The sequence below is a fragment of the Lentzea aerocolonigenes genome (genome assembly GCF_000974445.1).
Lineage (GTDB): Bacteria > Actinomycetota > Actinomycetes > Mycobacteriales > Pseudonocardiaceae > Lentzea > Lentzea aerocolonigenes.
Genome location: NZ_BBOJ01000012.1, coordinates 70,496 through 85,481 on the forward strand (window position 1 = coordinate 70,496; position 14,986 = coordinate 85,481).

Annotated in this window: 12 protein-coding genes and 1 pseudogene; 5 read left to right on the plus strand and 8 right to left on the minus strand. The window is 71.1% G+C overall.

The features are described from left to right. Positions 1–4: 4 nt before the first annotated feature. Genes AOM45_RS23095 through AOM45_RS23105 form a run of 3 tightly spaced genes read right to left on the minus strand, consistent with a single transcriptional unit; the run spans position 5 to position 4,184 of the window. Complete coding sequence (locus AOM45_RS23095; RefSeq protein ID WP_030467168.1) at positions 5–1,105, minus strand: zinc-binding dehydrogenase; 1,101 nt, start codon at positions 1,103–1,105, stop codon at positions 5–7. Further along, positions 1,102–1,515 (minus strand): acyl-CoA thioesterase, encoded by a 414-nt coding sequence (locus AOM45_RS23100; protein ID WP_081902051.1) that lies wholly within the window; start codon positions 1,513–1,515, stop codon positions 1,102–1,104. Before AOM45_RS23100 ends, AOM45_RS23095 begins: the two co-directional genes overlap by 4 nt. Before the next feature lie 11 nt (positions 1,516–1,526). Continuing rightward, entirely contained in the window at positions 1,527–4,184 is a 2,658-nt protein-coding gene (locus AOM45_RS23105; protein WP_081902052.1) for a helix-turn-helix transcriptional regulator, read from the minus strand. A gap of 183 nt (positions 4,185–4,367) precedes the next feature. Here AOM45_RS23105 and AOM45_RS23110 point away from each other — a divergent pair, with 183 nt between their 5' ends. Continuing rightward, on the plus strand, positions 4,368–5,219 hold the full coding sequence (locus AOM45_RS23110; protein WP_030467171.1) for a poly(ethylene terephthalate) hydrolase family protein: 852 nt from the start codon (positions 4,368–4,370) through the stop codon (positions 5,217–5,219). 46 nt (positions 5,220–5,265) lie between these two features. On the opposite strand, the gene AOM45_RS23115 is transcribed toward AOM45_RS23110, so the two are convergent. Next, complete coding sequence (locus tag AOM45_RS23115; RefSeq protein WP_030467172.1) at positions 5,266–5,760, minus strand: hypothetical protein; 495 nt, start codon at positions 5,758–5,760, stop codon at positions 5,266–5,268. Between the two features lie 110 nt (positions 5,761–5,870). Here AOM45_RS23115 and AOM45_RS23120 point away from each other — a divergent pair, with 110 nt between their 5' ends. From AOM45_RS23120 to AOM45_RS23135, 4 genes and pseudogenes are all read left to right on the plus strand, one after another. Next, positions 5,871–7,265, plus strand: coding sequence for a sensor histidine kinase (locus tag AOM45_RS23120; RefSeq protein WP_051783168.1), 1,395 nt, complete (start codon positions 5,871–5,873; stop codon positions 7,263–7,265). Between the two features lie 18 nt (positions 7,266–7,283). Beyond that, on the plus strand, positions 7,284–9,005 hold the full coding sequence (locus tag AOM45_RS23125) for an ArnT family glycosyltransferase (protein WP_030467174.1): 1,722 nt from the start codon (positions 7,284–7,286) through the stop codon (positions 9,003–9,005). Then, positions 9,002–9,724, plus strand: a pseudogene (locus tag AOM45_RS23130) (dolichyl-phosphate beta-glucosyltransferase); the annotation flags it as partial. The gene AOM45_RS23125 and the pseudogene AOM45_RS23130, both read left to right, overlap by 4 nt. A 14-nt stretch (positions 9,725–9,738) precedes the next feature. Further along, positions 9,739–11,547, plus strand: coding sequence for a mannosyltransferase YkcB-related protein (locus AOM45_RS23135; protein WP_030467176.1), 1,809 nt, complete (start codon positions 9,739–9,741; stop codon positions 11,545–11,547). 43 nt (positions 11,548–11,590) lie between these two features. Here the strand turns inward: AOM45_RS23135 and AOM45_RS23140 are convergent, their stop codons facing one another. From AOM45_RS23140 to AOM45_RS23155, 4 genes are read right to left on the minus strand one after another with little or no spacing between them, the layout of a single operon-like run. After that, the gene (locus AOM45_RS23140) at positions 11,591–12,106 is read right to left on the minus strand and encodes a hypothetical protein (RefSeq protein WP_030467177.1); all 516 of its coding nucleotides are present in this window, start codon (positions 12,104–12,106) and stop codon (positions 11,591–11,593) included. Continuing rightward, positions 12,099–13,193, minus strand: a complete 1,095-nt coding sequence (locus tag AOM45_RS23145; RefSeq protein ID WP_030467178.1) for a hypothetical protein — start codon at positions 13,191–13,193, stop codon at positions 12,099–12,101. The genes AOM45_RS23140 and AOM45_RS23145 overlap by 8 nt, the downstream gene beginning before the upstream one ends. Before the next feature lie 16 nt (positions 13,194–13,209). Further along, a complete protein-coding gene (locus AOM45_RS23150; RefSeq protein WP_030467179.1) occupies positions 13,210–13,599 on the minus strand; it encodes a FixH family protein in 390 nt (129 codons plus the stop codon). Further along, positions 13,596–14,933, minus strand: coding sequence for a DUF8832 domain-containing protein (locus tag AOM45_RS23155; RefSeq protein ID WP_030467180.1), 1,338 nt, complete (start codon positions 14,931–14,933; stop codon positions 13,596–13,598). Before AOM45_RS23155 ends, AOM45_RS23150 begins: the two co-directional genes overlap by 4 nt. Positions 14,934–14,986: the final 53 nt, after the last annotated feature.

Consider the following 14,986-nt stretch of genomic DNA (forward strand, 5'->3'; position numbering starts at 1 on the left):
GGCGTCAACCCATCACGACGACCTGGCGCACGGCCTCTCCCGACGCGAGCTTCGCGAACCCCTCGTTGATCTCGGTGAGCGTGAGCCGTCCGGACAGGAGTCCGTCGACCGGCAGTCGTCCGGCGCGGTACAGCTCGACGAACCGCGGCACGTCCCGGCGCGGCACGCACGAGCCGAGGTAGCTGCCCTTGAGCGTGCGTTCCTCGGCGACCAGGTTCAACGCGGGCAACGTGACGGTCCGGTCCGGGTGCGGCAGTCCGACCGTGACCGTGGTGCCGCCGACGGCCGTTGCGGCGTAAGCCTGTTCGAACACCGCCGCGACCCCGGTGGTGTCGATGACCTTGTCCGCGCCACCGCCGGTGAGGTCCCGCACGTGCGTCACCACGTCCGGTCCCCCGGCCGCCTCGTGCGTCGCGCCGAGGGTGAGCGCCAGCTTCCGCTTGTGCTCGACCACGTCCACCGCGACGACCTGCGTGGCACCGGCCGTGATCGCCGCGAGCACCGCGGCCAGCCCGACACCGCCGAGCCCGAACACCGCGACCCTGTCCCCCGGCACGACGTTCGCGCTGTAGAAAGCCGCTCCCGCACCGGTCAGCACGGCGCACCCGAACAACGCGGCGACGTCGAGCGGCAGGTCCGGCGGCACGAGCGTGGCGGACCTGCCGGAGATCACGGTGTACTCGGCGAAACCGGACACTCCCAGGTGGTGGTGGGGCCGCGTGCCGTCCGGCAGGGTCCACCTGCGGTGCCCGCCCAGCAGCGTGCCGTCGCGGTTCGCAACAGCGCCCGGTTCGCACAACGCCTGCCGTCCCGACGCGCAACGACGACAGGCACCGCACGCGGGCACGAACGACATCACGACGTGGTCGCCGGGCGCGAACTCGGCATTGGGCCCTGCCTCGACGACCTCGCCCGCCGCCTCGTGGCCGAGCACCATGGGCAGCGGCCAGAGGCGTGAGCCGTCGATCACGGACAGGTCGGAGTGGCACAGCCCGGTGGCGTGCACGCGCACCAGCAGCTCGCCGGGGCCCGGCGGGTCCAGTTCGAGGTCGACGATCTCCAGCGGACCACCGACTCCGGTCAGCACGGCACCTCGCGTCCTCATGCGACCAGCCCTTCCATCCGTGCGCGCAGGTCTGCGGGAATCTCCACCGGTTTGCGGGTCGTCCTGTCCACGAACACGTGCACGAAGTGGCCTTCCGCGACGACGTCGTCCCGCCCCTCCAGGAAGAAGCCGACCTCGTAGCGCACGCTCGACCGGCCGAGGTGCCCAATCCGCAGGCCCGCGTCCACCGCGTCCGGGAACGACACGGAGGCGCGGTAGTTGCAGTGGGACTCCACGCACAGGCCGATCGCACCGCCGTCGTGGATGTCGAGCCCGGCTTCGGTGATCAGCCACGTGTTGATCACGGTGTCCATCCACGCGTAGTGGACGACGTTGTTGACGTGCCCGTACACGTCGTTGTCGGCCCACCGCGTCGGAATCCGCTGCCAGTGCCGGTAGCTGTCGCGCACACACTCTCCTCTCACCCGAGCATCCTGCTGAGCTCGACCCTCGACCGCACGCCGAGCCGCGCGAAGATGTTGCGCAGGTGGTGCTCGACGGTGCGGTGGCTCAGGAACAACCGCGCGGCGATCTCGCGGTTCGTCGCACCCTCCGCGACCAGTCCGGCGATCTGCGCCTGCTGCGGCGTCAGATCGGGGTGGTGCCGCGGCTCGCCGGTGGGGTCGCCAGCCGCGCGCAGTTCGGCACGGGCGCGGGCGACCCAGTGATCGGCCTGGTAGGTCTGGAAGATGCGCACGGCGTCCCGCAGGTGTTCGCGCGCCGCCTTGGGTTTGCGTCCGCGCCGCAACCGGTTCCCGTACAGCAGCTCGGTCTTCGCGAGCTCCAGCGCGGTGCCGCTCGCGCGGTGCAGCCGGATCGCTTCCTCGAAGTGCTCGTCGGCGGTTCCGCTCTGCAGCAGCGCGTGGCAGCGGTGCGACAGCGCCAGCCGGGCCGCGCTGCCCGTGGCACAGGCCCACTTCTCGTACCGTTGCAGCGCTCTGTCCCCTGTGGATGGTTCGCCGCACGCGACGGCGGCCTCGACCACGTGCGGCGCGGCCATGACCTTGATGCCGACGTGTCCGGAGTGCAGCCGCAGCCGCCCCAGTGCGTCGGCGGGCCGGTCGCGCGTGAGGTCGACGCACGCGAACGCCCACGCGCCCAACGTGCCCGGCCTGATGAGCCCGCGCTGGTTGATGTGCTCGGTGGCGGTGCCCATGCGGTCGAGCGCGCTGTCCGCGTCCCCGCGCAACGCCGAGAGCAGCGCGAGGATCGTGAGGTGGTCGACCACGGCGTTGTGCTGGCCGATCGCCGTCGCCGCGTGCACGCCCTCGGTGGCAGCGGCGAGCGCGGCGGCGTGCTGGTCCAGCAACAACGCCGACAGCGCCCGGTACACCAGCGCCCACGGCACCAACGCGTTGAGCCCGCTCTCCCGCGCCGACGTGACCGCACTGGTCGCGAGCTCGTGCGACCGCCGCGCGTCCCCCAGCACGTACGCCGCCTGGCTGGCCCAGATCCGCGCCTGCGGCCCAGGCACCTCACCGGCGAGCTCGACCACCTCGCGCAGCACGGGCAGCGCCTCGTCGTGCCGCCCGCCGAACGTCGCCGCCATGCCGATCAGGTGGTCGAGCGTGAGCCGCGTGGCGAGCGGCTCGTCAGCGCGCCGGATCTGTTTCGCGAACTCCGCCGCTGTGGCGTGCCTGCCGTGATCACCCGAGATGTTCGCCGCCTCACCCGCGAACCCGAGCGCCGCGACGGCAAGGGTGCGCCGCGTCCCGGCCAGGCTCTTGGCGGCACGGATCAGCCGGTCGGCCGCGACGTCTGGAAGGCTCTCTCCCAGGTCGATGCCACCCATGACGAGGTCCACGAGCGCCCTGAGCTCGGGCGTGTCGGTGAGCGTGAGCGCGGTGCGCAGGGCGTTTCGAGCCCGGTGCGGCGCCCCGTGCGTCCAGTGGTCCCCGGCGGCGTGGAGCAGGCTCTTGGCCTTCTTGCCGGGGTCGCTCGTCAGCCGGGCAGCACGGTCGTGGTCGCGAGCTGCGGAGGCGTAGTCACCACGTCGGCGGGCGTCCTCCGCGTGGTTCGTGAGGACTTCGGAGAGCCTTTCGTCGTTGTTGACAACCGCCTGGTGCCACGTGCGTTGTGGACCTGGCGGCAACCACTCGGCGAGCTCGGCGTGTGCCTTGCGGCGCAATTCGAGCGGAACGTCCGCTCTGAGCGCGGACCGGACCAGCCGGCGCGAGTCGAGCAACTCGCCCGCCTCGACCACGGCTTCCCAGTCCCGGCGGGCCAGCGCTTCGGCGTCGAGGTCCTCGTCGACCGCGGCCAGCGCCGTGATGAGCTGCGCGCGGGGCGACAGGGCGGTGAACTTGGCGCGGAGGCGGGTGCGCAGGGCGCTGTTCTCCGGCAGCACGTCAGGGGCTGGCTCGGTGGCGCCGAGCTGGCCGTGCGTCAGCGCTGTGGCCAGCTCGACGAGCGCCAGCGGGTTGCCGCAGGCCAGATCGGCGAGGTCGACGGCGAGGGTCGCGGGGATGCCGGGTACGAGGTCGTGCAGGACGCGCATGCTCGTGGCGCGGTCGAGGGGGCCGAGGGTGATGCAGGGCAGGCCGCGAGGGTCGCCTTCGGTGGCGATGAGGAGGGCGGCGCTCGTGCCGGCGACGTCGTGGGCGAGCTGTCGCAGGTCGTCGTCGATGGCGGGGACGTCTGCGCACAGCAGTGGGGTGTAGGTGTGGCGTGCGGCGTTGAGCAGGGAGGTTTTGCCGGAGCCGGGCTCGCCTCGCAGGACCAGGGCTCCGCCTCGGCCTGCTCGGGCGCGTTCCAGCAGGGAGTGGATGGCTTGGAGCTGGTCGGCGCGGCCACGCAGGACGAGGGGCTCGCCGCTGGCCGCCGCATTAGTGGTTGCGCGCTGGCCGTCGCGGGCCAGGCGCTCGCGGTCGACGAACGCGCCGTCGGTGACGTCTCGCCCGTCGCTGTCGATGCGCGCACGACCGCCCAACGCGCCGTGTGCTTCGCCTCGCCCGTCACCGCCCACACGCGCACGTCCCACCAACGCGCCGTCGCCTGCATCCTGCCCATCGCCGCCCATGCGCGCACGACCACCCAACGCGTCGTCGGCGACGCGCTGCCGGTCCCGCCCACGCAGCATCTGGCCAGTCTTACGGCCCCACGACAACAGACGGAAGAGCTCAGGCCGAAATTCACCTACCACCGTTAGTTTTGCCACCGAAGTTGTCCGCGACAGACCGGTGGTTCCACCGATGCGGACGCGCGAACCGGGGTTGCAGGGTCGAAGCCTCACCGTCCCCTGCCGAATGAGGTGTACAGCGCCGTGCAACTCCGAACCCTGATACCCATCGCGCTCACGATCCTGCTCACGAGCACCGGCACCGCCCAGGCCGCGGCCAACCCGTACGAACGCGGGCCCGCTCCCACCGTCGCGAGCATCGAGGCGGCTCGCGGGCCGTTCGCGACGGCGGAGACCACCGTGCCGGCGACGGTCGGGGGCTTCGGTGGCGGCACGATCTACTACCCGACCAGCACCGAGCAAGGGACGTTCGGCGCGGTCGCGATCTCGCCCGGCTTCATCAGCACGCAGGCCAACATCTCGTGGCTGGGGCCGCGCCTCGCGTCCCAGGGCTTCGTGGTGATCACCATCGACACGATCACGATCTGGGACCAGCCCGACCAGCGGGCCACCCAGCTGCTCGCGGCGTTGGACTACCTGACGCAGCAGAGCACCGTGCGGTCGCGGATCGACGCCACGCGGCTCGGTGTCATGGGGCACTCGATGGGCGGTGGTGGGTCCCTGCGCGCCGCCACCCAGCGGCCGGCGCTCCAGGCGGCCATTCCGCTGACCCCCTGGCACACCACGAAGAGCTGGCCGGCGGTCACCGTCCCCACGATGGTGATCGGCGCGGAGAACGACTCCATCGCGCCGGTCGCGCAGCACTCCGAGCCGTTCTACACGAGTATGCCGTCCACACTGGACAAGGCGTACCTCGAGCTCAACAACGCCTCGCACCTCGCACCGAACTCGGCCAACGTCACGATCGCCAAGTACAGCATCTCGTGGCTCAAGCGGTTCATCGACAACGACACCCGCTACGAGCAGTTCCTCTGCCCGCCACCGAAGCCCAGCACGCTGATCGAGGAGTACCGGGACACCTGCCCGCATTCCTGAGAACGCAACACCGTGTGCGGACAGAACCGTCCGCACACGGCTCGCGTCACCTCGTGGGCGGCGCCTGCTGCTGACCCTGCTGCTGACCGCGCTGCCCCGGCTCGACCACGCTCGACGCCACCGCCTTGCCGTCCTCGGTCTCGGCGATCACGGTCACCGTGTCGCCCTGCGCGACGCCTTCCATCACCGTGTCGGCATCCACCACGTAGGTCTTCGTGTACCCGTCGGTCGACTTGACCTCGATGGACGTGTCGCTGAGCGAGGTCACGGAACCCGTCTGGAACTCGCCGTGGGTCGCCGAGCCGAACGCCTGTCCGCGCGGTCCCCCACCGCCGTCCGGTGGGGTGCCGCCCATGCCGCCCATGCCGCCGGGGCCGCCCGTGGCCTCGGTCTGCGTGCCGCTGGCCGCGTAGATCGCCACGCCACCGGCCGCCGCGATGCCGACGGCGATGGCCACCGCGGCGACGGTCTTCTTCACGTTCCACCCCTGGCGAGGGGTGGTGTCGGGTGAGCCCCACTCCTGGGGTTGCTGTTCGGTCATGACGACCACCGTCGCGGCGGTTTCTGTGCTGAGCCTGTGCGGCACGTCAGCACCACCTGTGGACCGTTCACAGCTCGTGCACAGCAACAGCGGCCACGATGGCGCGAACCATGACCTCACCACTGCGGCCCCGCACGTTGCGCGGCAAGCTCATCGCCGGCCAGATCGCCCTGCTCACCGTCGTGTGCCTGGTGATCGGCGGTGTCTCCGCGCTCGCGTTGCGCGAGTTCCTCGACAGCAACCTCGACCGCGAGGTCACGACGCTCAAGCAGCCGCCGCCCGGATCACCGGGGCCCGCGCTCGGCATCAACGCCGCGATCGGCCCGGACGGGACGATCTCCGGCACGATCGAGCTGCCGGAGTGGTCCGCACCCCGCCAGCTCTCCCCGTCCGGGATCGAAGCACTCGCGCAACTGCCGGGCGGCCTCCAGACCGTCGATCTCGGTGAGGCGGGCGAGTTCCGGGTCGTCACCGACCGGATGCGGATCAAGGGCCTCTCCACGGGCGCGGCCGACGCCGTGCTGTGGAACATGATCTGGCTGTTCCTCGGACTGGCCACGGCCAGCGCGGCCGCCGTGGTGCTCGTGGGCAGGAAGATCGTCCAACGAGCACTCGTGCCGTTGGACCGCGTCGCCACGACCGCAGCCCGCGTCTCCGAACTCCCGTTGCACGAAGGAGAAGTCGCGCTCGCCGAACGCGTCCCGGACGAGGACACCGATCCGCGCACCGAGGTCGGCAAGGTCGGCGCGGCGGTCAACCGGATGCTCGGGCACGTCGGCGACGCGCTGAAAGCCAGGCACGACGGCGAACTGCGGCTGCGGCAGTTCGTCGCGGACGCTTCGCACGAGCTGCGCACCCCGCTGGCCTCGATCCGCGGGTACGCCGAGCTCGCCCGGCGCGCGAACGAGGACGTGCCACCGCACTTCGCGCACGCCATGAGCCGGGTGGAGTCCGAGGCGCTGCGCATGACGGCCCTGGTCGAGGACCTCCTGCTGCTGGCACGGCTCGACGCGGGCCGTCCGCTCGAACGCGAGGACGTCGACCTGTCCCGGCTCGTGCTGGACGTGGTCGGTGACGCCAGGATCGCGGGCCCGCAGCACCGCTGGCAACTGGAGCTGCCCACCGCCCCGGTCGTGGTCGTCGGCGACGGCCAACGGCTGCACCAGGTGCTCGCCAACCTGTTGTCCAACGCCCGCACGCACACCCCGCCGGGCACCACCGTCACCACCGGCCTGTCAGTCCACAACGGACGGACACAGCTCACCGTCACGGACGACGGACCGGGCATCCCGCAGAACCTCCAGGTGTTCGAACGGTTCGCGCGCGGCGACGGGTCACGGTCGCGCGCGGCGGGCAGCACCGGGCTCGGGCTCTCGATCGTCGCCGCCGTGGTCGGCGCGCACGACGGTGACGTGTCCGTGGCGAGCGTGCCGGGGCGGACGACGTTCACCGTCTCCTTGCACACAGGTCTTTCACAGCAGAGGCACACGACCGACCCAGGATAGGCCGCGAACCTCGTCCGCATGAGACGAGAACGCCTGGCGCCGGCCGCCCTGCTCATCGCCACCGGAGCGCTCTACCTGTGGCGGCTGGGCGACTCGGGCTGGGCCAACGCCTACTACTCCGCGGCGGCCCAGGCCGGCGCGACGAGCTGGAAGGCGTGGTTCTTCGGTTCGTCGGACGCCTCCAACGCGATCACGATCGACAAGACGCCCGCCTCGGTGTGGGTGATGGGCCTGTCCGCGCGGCTGTTCGGCGTCAACGCGTGGAGCATCCTCGTGCCGCAGGCGTTGATGGGCGTCGGCAGCGTGTGGCTGCTCTACGCGACGGTCCGCCGCTGGTTCTCCCCCGCCGCCGCGCTGATCTCCGGCGCGGTGCTCGCGCTGACGCCGGTCGCGGTGCTGATGTTCCGGTTCAACAACCCGGACGCGCTGCTGGTGCTGCTCCTCGTGGCGGGCACTTACTGCGTCACGAGAGCTGTCGAGAAGGCCAGCCCGTTCTGGCTCGCGCTCGCGGGCGTCGCGGTCGGGTTCGGCTTCCTCACCAAGATGTTGCAGGCGTTCCTGGTGCTGCCGGCGTTCGCGCTGGTCTACCTGCTCACCGCACCGACCTCGATCCCCAAGCGCGTCGCACACCTGCTGGGCGCGACAGGCGCGATGGTGGTCGCGGGCGGCTGGTGGATCGTCGCCGTCGAACTCACGCCGGACCGTCCGTACATCGGCGGTTCCCAGACCAACAGCGTGCTCGAACTGGCCCTGGGCTACAACGGGCTCGGCCGGATCACCGGTGACGAGGTCGGCAGCGTCGGCGGCGGCCGCGGCTGGGGCACGCCCGGCTGGAGCCGTCTGCTGAGCTCGGAGATGGGCAGCCAGATCGCGTGGCTGCTCCCGGCGGCGGTGGTCCTGCTGATCGCCGGGCTGTGGCTGATGAAGGGCCGCACGCGCACCGCGCTCGCGTTGTGGGGAGGCTGGCTCGTCGTCACCGCGGCGGTGTTCAGCTTCATGAACGGGATCATCCACTCCTACTACACCGTCGCTCTCGCTCCAGCGATCGCCGCAGTCGTCGGCATCGCCGCCACCGAGCTGTGGGCTCGCCGCAACGAACCCGTTGCGGCAGCGGTGCTGTCCGGCTCGGTCGCGTTGAGCGCGATCCAGTGCTACCTGCTGGTCGAGGGATTCTCCACGGCGGTCGCGGTCATCGTGCTGATGACAGGGCTGATCGCGGCGGTCGGGCTGGTGCTCTCGATGCGGGCGGCCATCCCCGTCGCCCTCGTGGCCGCGTTGCTCGGCCCCACCACGTACTCGTTCGCCACCGTCACCACACCGCACACCGGCGCGTTGCCCGTCGCGGGCCCGGCGAGCGGCCGGATGCGCGGCGGTGGTGGCGGGCTGCTCGACGCCACCACACCGGACGCCCAGGTCGCATCTCTCCTGCAGGGCAACGCCAGCGCGTACAAGTGGGCCGCCGCGACGATCGGCTCCAACAACGCGGCCGGGCTGCAGCTCGCCAGCGGGCAGCCCGTGATGGCGCTCGGCGGGTTCAACGGCACCGATCCCGCGCCGACCCTGGAGCAGTTCCAGGCGATGGTCCACAACGGACAGATCCACTACTTCGTCGCCGCCGGACGGATGATGCGCGGCGAGAGCGGCAGCGACAGCGCCCACCGCATCGCCGAATGGGTCGCCGCGAACTACACCGCGACGACCGTCGCCGGTACCACTCTCTACGAACTGGACGCGTCATGACGACTCTCGACGTGGTGATCCCGGTCTACAACGAGGAACGCGACCTCCCGCGTTGCGTGGACCGGCTGCTCACCGAACTCCCCGCGCTGTTCCCCCACTCCTTCCGCATCACCATCGCGGACAACGCCAGCACCGATCGCACGCTGACCATCGCGGAGGAACTGACGCGGGCGCACGACCAGGTGCGTCACGTCCACTTCCCGCGCAAGGGCCGCGGTGGCGCGTTGAAGGAGGTCTGGTCGGTCTCGGACGCGGAAGTGCTGGCGTACATGGACGTCGACCTCTCCACCGACCTGCGCGCGCTCGCGCCACTGGTCGCGCCGCTGCTGTCCGGGCACTCCGACCTCGCCATCGGCAGCAGGCTCGCGCACGGCGCCCGCGTCACCCGCGGGCTCAAGCGCGAGGTGATCTCCCGCTGCTACAACGTGTTGCTGCGCGCCACGCTCGCGGTGCACTTCACCGACGCGCAGTGCGGGTTCAAGGCGATCCGCACGAGCGTCGCGCGCCGGCTGCTGCCACTGGTCGAGGACACCTGCTGGTTCTTCGACACCGAGCTGCTCGTGCTCGCCGAACGCGCGGGGCTGCGCATCCACGAGGTCCCCGTCGACTGGGTGGACGACCCGGACTCCAGCGTCGACATCCTCGCCACCGCACTCGCCGATCTGCGCGGCATCGCGCGGTTGCGCCGATCATCGCCGGCCCTGCCGGTCACCGAACTCGGAAAGGTCCCGGCATGACCGCCACCCTCGCCCCCGCGCCCACCGCCCCACCGGCACCGGACACACGCCCGAAGAGGAACGTGTCCCATCGCATCGCGTTCTTCGGCCTGCTCGCCGGCACAGCCTTCCTGTACCTGTGGAACCTCACCGCCTCCGGCTACGGCAACGACTTCTACGCAGCAGCAACGCAAGCGGCCTCGCAGAGCTGGAAAGCGCTGCTGTTCGGCTCGCTCGACCCCGGCAACACGATCACCGTCGACAAGCCGCCCGCGTTCCTGTGGGTGAGCGGGTTGTTCGCGAAGGCGTTCGGCTTCTCCAGCTGGACGGTGCTCGCACCCCAGGCGATCGAGGGCGTGGCGGCGGTGGCGTTGCTCTACGCGACGGTCAAACGCACGTCCGGCGCGCACGCCGCGCTGTTCGCCGGAGCCGCGTTCGCCCTGACCCCGGTGGCCACGCTGATGTTCCGGTTCAACCTGCCGGACGCGTTGCTGGTGCTGCTGATGGTCGCGGCCGCGTACTGCACCGTGCGGGCGCTGGAGGCGGCGAGCCCGTGGTGGCTCGCGCTCGCGGGCACGGCGATCGGGTTCGCGTTCCTCACCAAGATGCTGCAGGCGTTCCTCGTGCTGCCCGCGCTCGCGCTGGCCTACCTGATCGCCGCACCGACCTCGGTGCCCAAACGCCTCCTCCACCTGCTCGGCGCCGGTCTCGCCGTGGTCGTCTCGGCCGGGTGGTACATCGCGCTGGTCGAGCTGTGGCCCGCGGACAGCCGCCCGTACATCGGCGGGTCGACCAACAACTCGTTGTGGGAGCTCGCGATCGGTTACAACGGTCTCGGCCGGATCTTCGGCGACGAGGGTGGCGGACCCGGCGGCGGAGGCATGGGCGGCAACGGCAACATCGGTTTCGGCGGCTCGACGGGCATCGGCAGGTTGTTCGGTGCCAGCATGGGCCCGGAGATCTCGTGGCTGCTGCCCGCGGCGTTGATCGGTCTCGCCGCCGGGCTGTGGTTCACCCGTCGTGCGGCCCGGACCGACGGCACTCGTGCGGCGCTGGTGATCTGGGGCGGCTGGACGCTCGTGAGCGGTGCGGTGTTCAGCTTCATGAGCGGTATCACGCACCCCTACTACACCGTGGCGCTGGCGCCGGGGATCGCCGCGCTGGCCGGCGTCACCGGAAGTGAGCTGTGGCGCGGCCGCTCGCACTTCCCGGTGCGGATGGCGTTGACCGCGATGGTCGCGGCGACCGGGGTGTGGGGCTTCATCCTGCTCGACCGCACGCCGGCGTGGATGCCCTGGCTGCGCTGGGTTCTGCTCGCCGTCACCGCGATCGTGGTGCTGGCGCTGGTGTTCGGTGTGAACGGACGTCGCTGGCTCGTGGGCGTGCTGGTGGCCGCGGCGTTGCTCGGCAGCTCCGGTTACGCGTTCGCCACCGCCGCGACCACGCACACCGGGTCGATCCCGCTGTCCGGCCCGCGCACCCAGCAGGGCGGCGGCGGCATGCGGGAGGGACAGTCCTCGACGGCGGTCGTGCAGTTGTTGAAGGGCACGGACTCCGAGTGGGCGGCCGCGACGGTCGGTGCGCAGAGCGCGGCGTCGTTGCAGCTCGCGTCCGGACGGCCGGTCATCGCGATCGGAGGGTGGAACGGCAGCGATCCCGCGCCGACGCTGGACGAGTTCAAGGCACTCGTCGCCGCCGGGAAGGTCCGGTACTTCGTGGCGGGCGGCGGCGGCCGTGGCGGGAACAGCGAGATCGCGGAATGGGTCGCGGCCAACTACCAGGCCACCTCGGCAGGCGGGCAGACGCTCTACGACCTCTCGCTGTGAGAAGACGCGCCGGCCTGCGGGGGAGACGCAGGCCGGCGCAGGTTCACACCACGGTCCGGGTCCGGCGCCACGCGATCACGATGAGCGCGATCAGGCCGAACAACGGGATCGTGCTGATGGCCCAGGACAGTCCCATCGGCGGGCCGAGCTGGTCCATCACCTGGAGGTCCTTGAGCTCACCGGTCGCCGGGCCCGCGGGACCGTCGATGGCGAACTTGAACGTCCACGTCCCCGGCTCGGGCAGCGCGAAGACGTCGAGTCCCCACACCTCCCGCTTGCGGGGGTGGCGCGCCAGCGGGCTGTCGTCCACCAGCTTCGTGCCGCGGACGAGGGTCAGCGTGCCGGTCTTGCTCGTGATCCCGTCCGCCGGCGCGAACGTGAAGTCCAGCGACTGCATGGCTCTGACGGGCCACGTGCTGAAGCCGACGGTCAGATCGTACGGCCCGGCCTGCACCTTCTCGGTGTGGACGACGTTCACCGGCTCGAACGCGAGCGCCGGGGACGCGAGGCCCAGCAGGAGGCCGGCCGCGCCCAGCAGTCCCAGAATCGTCTTACGCATGGCGGCCTTCCCTTGCCGGTGCGAGGTGGCGGAGCATCTGGCCGAACCGCCGGCCGAGCATCCCGGCGGCGGCACCGAAGATCACGCCGGCCACGACGGTGGCCAGGTACCTGTCGAGGTGCGGGAACGGCACGCCGTACGTGAGCATGCGCTGGAGCGGCGAGCACGCCGTGATGATCAGGCCGCCGACCGCGCCGGGAATCCACGCGGGGAGCCTGTGCAGCAGTTCCGCGGCGATCGCGACGACGATCAGGCACATCGGGATCATGTTGGGCAGCGCGGGAATGCCGTCGGTGTAGTCGCGCAACGGCAGACCGGTCGCGTCGGCGTAGACCTCGGTCGCCCACGGCGAGAACCACCAGAAGACCGCCTGCAACACCGCGACGATCACCGCGACGGTCAGGGCGGCGCCGCGGCGCTTCAGCAGGTGCGCGCCCATGAACAGGATCATCACCGAGAAGAACGCGCTGCCCACCGAGACCGTGTTGACGATCCCGCCGGGCAGGGCCCGCAGACCGAGGACGGTGACCATGCTGAACACCAGCAACACCGCCGCGGTCCCCGCCACGCCGTACGTTCCCCAGCTCTGCTCACGTGCCACCGCGAAGACCATGACGGCGCCGACCATCGTGATCGAGACCGACAGCAGCAGCCCGATGTGCGGCGGAGAGTCGATCACCGCGTCGAAGCCGTACAGGCCGTGCCACCACTGGTCCCACAGGCCGTAGATCAGGAACAGGGCCGCGCCGATGCCGGAGATCAGGTAGCCGACGGGCGCGGCGAACGTGCGTCCGAAGACACCGACCGCGCGGCCGCCGACGATCGGGTCGACGGCCTTGTCACGCTTCTCGTTCGCCGTCGTCATCAGCACGACGGCGAGGCTCGCGAGGCCGGAGACCGCACTGCCCGCGTACAGGAACAGGTGCGGCATCGTGAAGAACGTGTCGGGCCCGACGTCGGAATGCCACTGGATGTCCCAGGTCAGGCCGATGAGCGAGAGCAGCGTGCCGCCGAGCACGACGCTCGCCGGGACCAGCCCCCTCGGCGCACCGACCCTGACCGGCGCCGCAGCCGCCGTGATGTCCACTGGTGATCCTCCCCCTTCAGGTGAGCAGCAGCGGGATGACGACCCGCTCCGCGCTGAGTGACACGGTGATTTCCCATTGCCCGGCCATGAACAGGCCGACGTCGGCGGCCTGGTAGTGACCGGGTTCGAGCTGCCGCGCGGTGATCGGGGCGATCGCGTGCCCCATCCGCGGCATCGCCGGTTCGACCGTCACGTCACCGCCGGGCACGGGGTTGCCCGCGCGGTCGGTGATCCGCAGGTCGAACGTGTTGCTGCCGGACTTCGTGCTCGCGGGCGTCAGCACGAACCTGAGCTGCGCGCTCTCCGCAAGCTGCGGCTGGGCCTCGACGGCACGCGGCCACAGCACGACCAGCGCACCGGCGGCCGCGACGACCACGGCCAACGCGATCAGCACCGCACGCTTCACTTCTCCGCCACCCCCTTCGCCGCCGGAACCTCGACGACCGCGGGCACCGTCACGACCGAGTAGTCCCGTTCGACCTGGATCCACACGAGGTACTTGCCGGGCAACGGGAACGAGTACGTGAACGGCACGTCCGGCCCGTAGGCGGCGACGCTCTCGTCGGGCTGGTCCGGCAGGCCGGGCGTCGGCGGGATCATCGAGTGCACGTGGGCCCAGATCGGCGCGTCGGCGGCGGCGCCGGTGACCGGGCCGACGACGATCATGTGCCCGAGCATGCCCAGCCACGGCTGCAGATCACGCTCGCCGAACCGCGCGGTGATCGTGCTCGGCCTGCCCGCCTCCCGGATCTCCTCAGTCAGCTCGGCTTTCCCGTCGTGCGGGGTGGCGGCGGCCGTTCCGGAGACGTCGACGCGGGAACGCAGCAGCTGCACTCCCCCACCGCGCCGGGCGATCTCCGCGGCGATCGCGTGCGTGCCCTGTTCCGGGTCGCGCAGCCGGGCGCGGTACTCGCCGGGAGCGGTGCGGACCGGGTGCAGGTGCCGGAGGTTTCCCGCCGGGGACACCACGACGAGGTGGATGAACGCGCTGTCGTGCACGAGCAGGTCGTCCACCGGCCTGCCGGACGATCCGTCGGTCAGGCTGAGCACGAGGTCCTGCCCCTTCAGGCTCGGCACGAGGTTCACCGGCGGGCGCGAGAAGTCCGCTGTGGACGTCCGCTCGTAGGGGTTCATCACGTTGTCGTAGGTCGGATCCAGCTGCGTGCCAGGAGCGGCGACCGGCGGAATGCTCGGTGACAGCAACGCCGCCGTCACCCCCACGGCGATCGCGGCGACCATGCCCGCCGTGGGCACGAGCGCGAGGCCCGGCCTGCCGAACACCGCGAAACCCAGTGCCACGAACAACAACAGGCCGGCGGCGATGAACCCGCCGTAGGTCGTCTTCTCCCACGGCGACGCCACCACCGCCGGGACGACGAACGGAATGGTCGCCTCGTCGACCGCGAGCTCCCACGGGCCGGGCCTGTCCACCTGCACGACACCCGAGTAGAAGCCGGGCGTGGCACCGAGAACCACCTTCGCCGTGCTGGTCGGCGCACCCGCCGCACGCGCGGTCAGCGTGACCTCGCCCGGTGGTGAACCGGCGTGCGTCACCACGTCGACGTGCACCGGTCCCGGCACCTCCGCGACCCTCCGGATGATCACCGTGAGGTCGCGGTCGCCCAGGCTCTGCGCGACGTGAACGTCACCGCCGGACATCACGCCGTCGGCCGCCGCCGGTGCCGCGATCCCCAGGATCGCCCCCAGCGCGAGCAGCAAGATCACACCACTTCGCTTCATCGTGGCAGAAAGTAGCGATCACGACGGCAAGGAGGCGTCACGTTTCCGGCTGA

What these genes read in the sequence shown, in the direction of transcription:
- AOM45_RS23155 (WP_030467180.1), bottom strand. Translation starts at nt 14,933, where the DNA reads ATGAAGCGAAGTGGTGTGATCTTGCTGCTCGCGCTGGGGGCGATCCTG.
- AOM45_RS23095 (WP_030467168.1), bottom strand. Translation starts at nt 1,105, where the DNA reads ATGAGGACGCGAGGTGCCGTGCTGACCGGAGTCGGTGGTCCGCTGGAG.
- AOM45_RS23125 (WP_030467174.1), top strand. Translation starts at nt 7,284, where the DNA reads ATGAGACGAGAACGCCTGGCGCCGGCCGCCCTGCTCATCGCCACCGGA.
- AOM45_RS23120 (WP_051783168.1), top strand. Translation starts at nt 5,871, where the DNA reads ATGACCTCACCACTGCGGCCCCGCACGTTGCGCGGCAAGCTCATCGCC.
- AOM45_RS23115 (WP_030467172.1), bottom strand. Translation starts at nt 5,760, where the DNA reads ATGACCGAACAGCAACCCCAGGAGTGGGGCTCACCCGACACCACCCCT.
- AOM45_RS23135 (WP_030467176.1), top strand. Translation starts at nt 9,739, where the DNA reads ATGACCGCCACCCTCGCCCCCGCGCCCACCGCCCCACCGGCACCGGAC.
- AOM45_RS23140 (WP_030467177.1), bottom strand. Translation starts at nt 12,106, where the DNA reads ATGCGTAAGACGATTCTGGGACTGCTGGGCGCGGCCGGCCTCCTGCTG.
- AOM45_RS23105 (WP_081902052.1), bottom strand. Translation starts at nt 4,184, where the DNA reads ATGCTGCGTGGGCGGGACCGGCAGCGCGTCGCCGACGACGCGTTGGGT.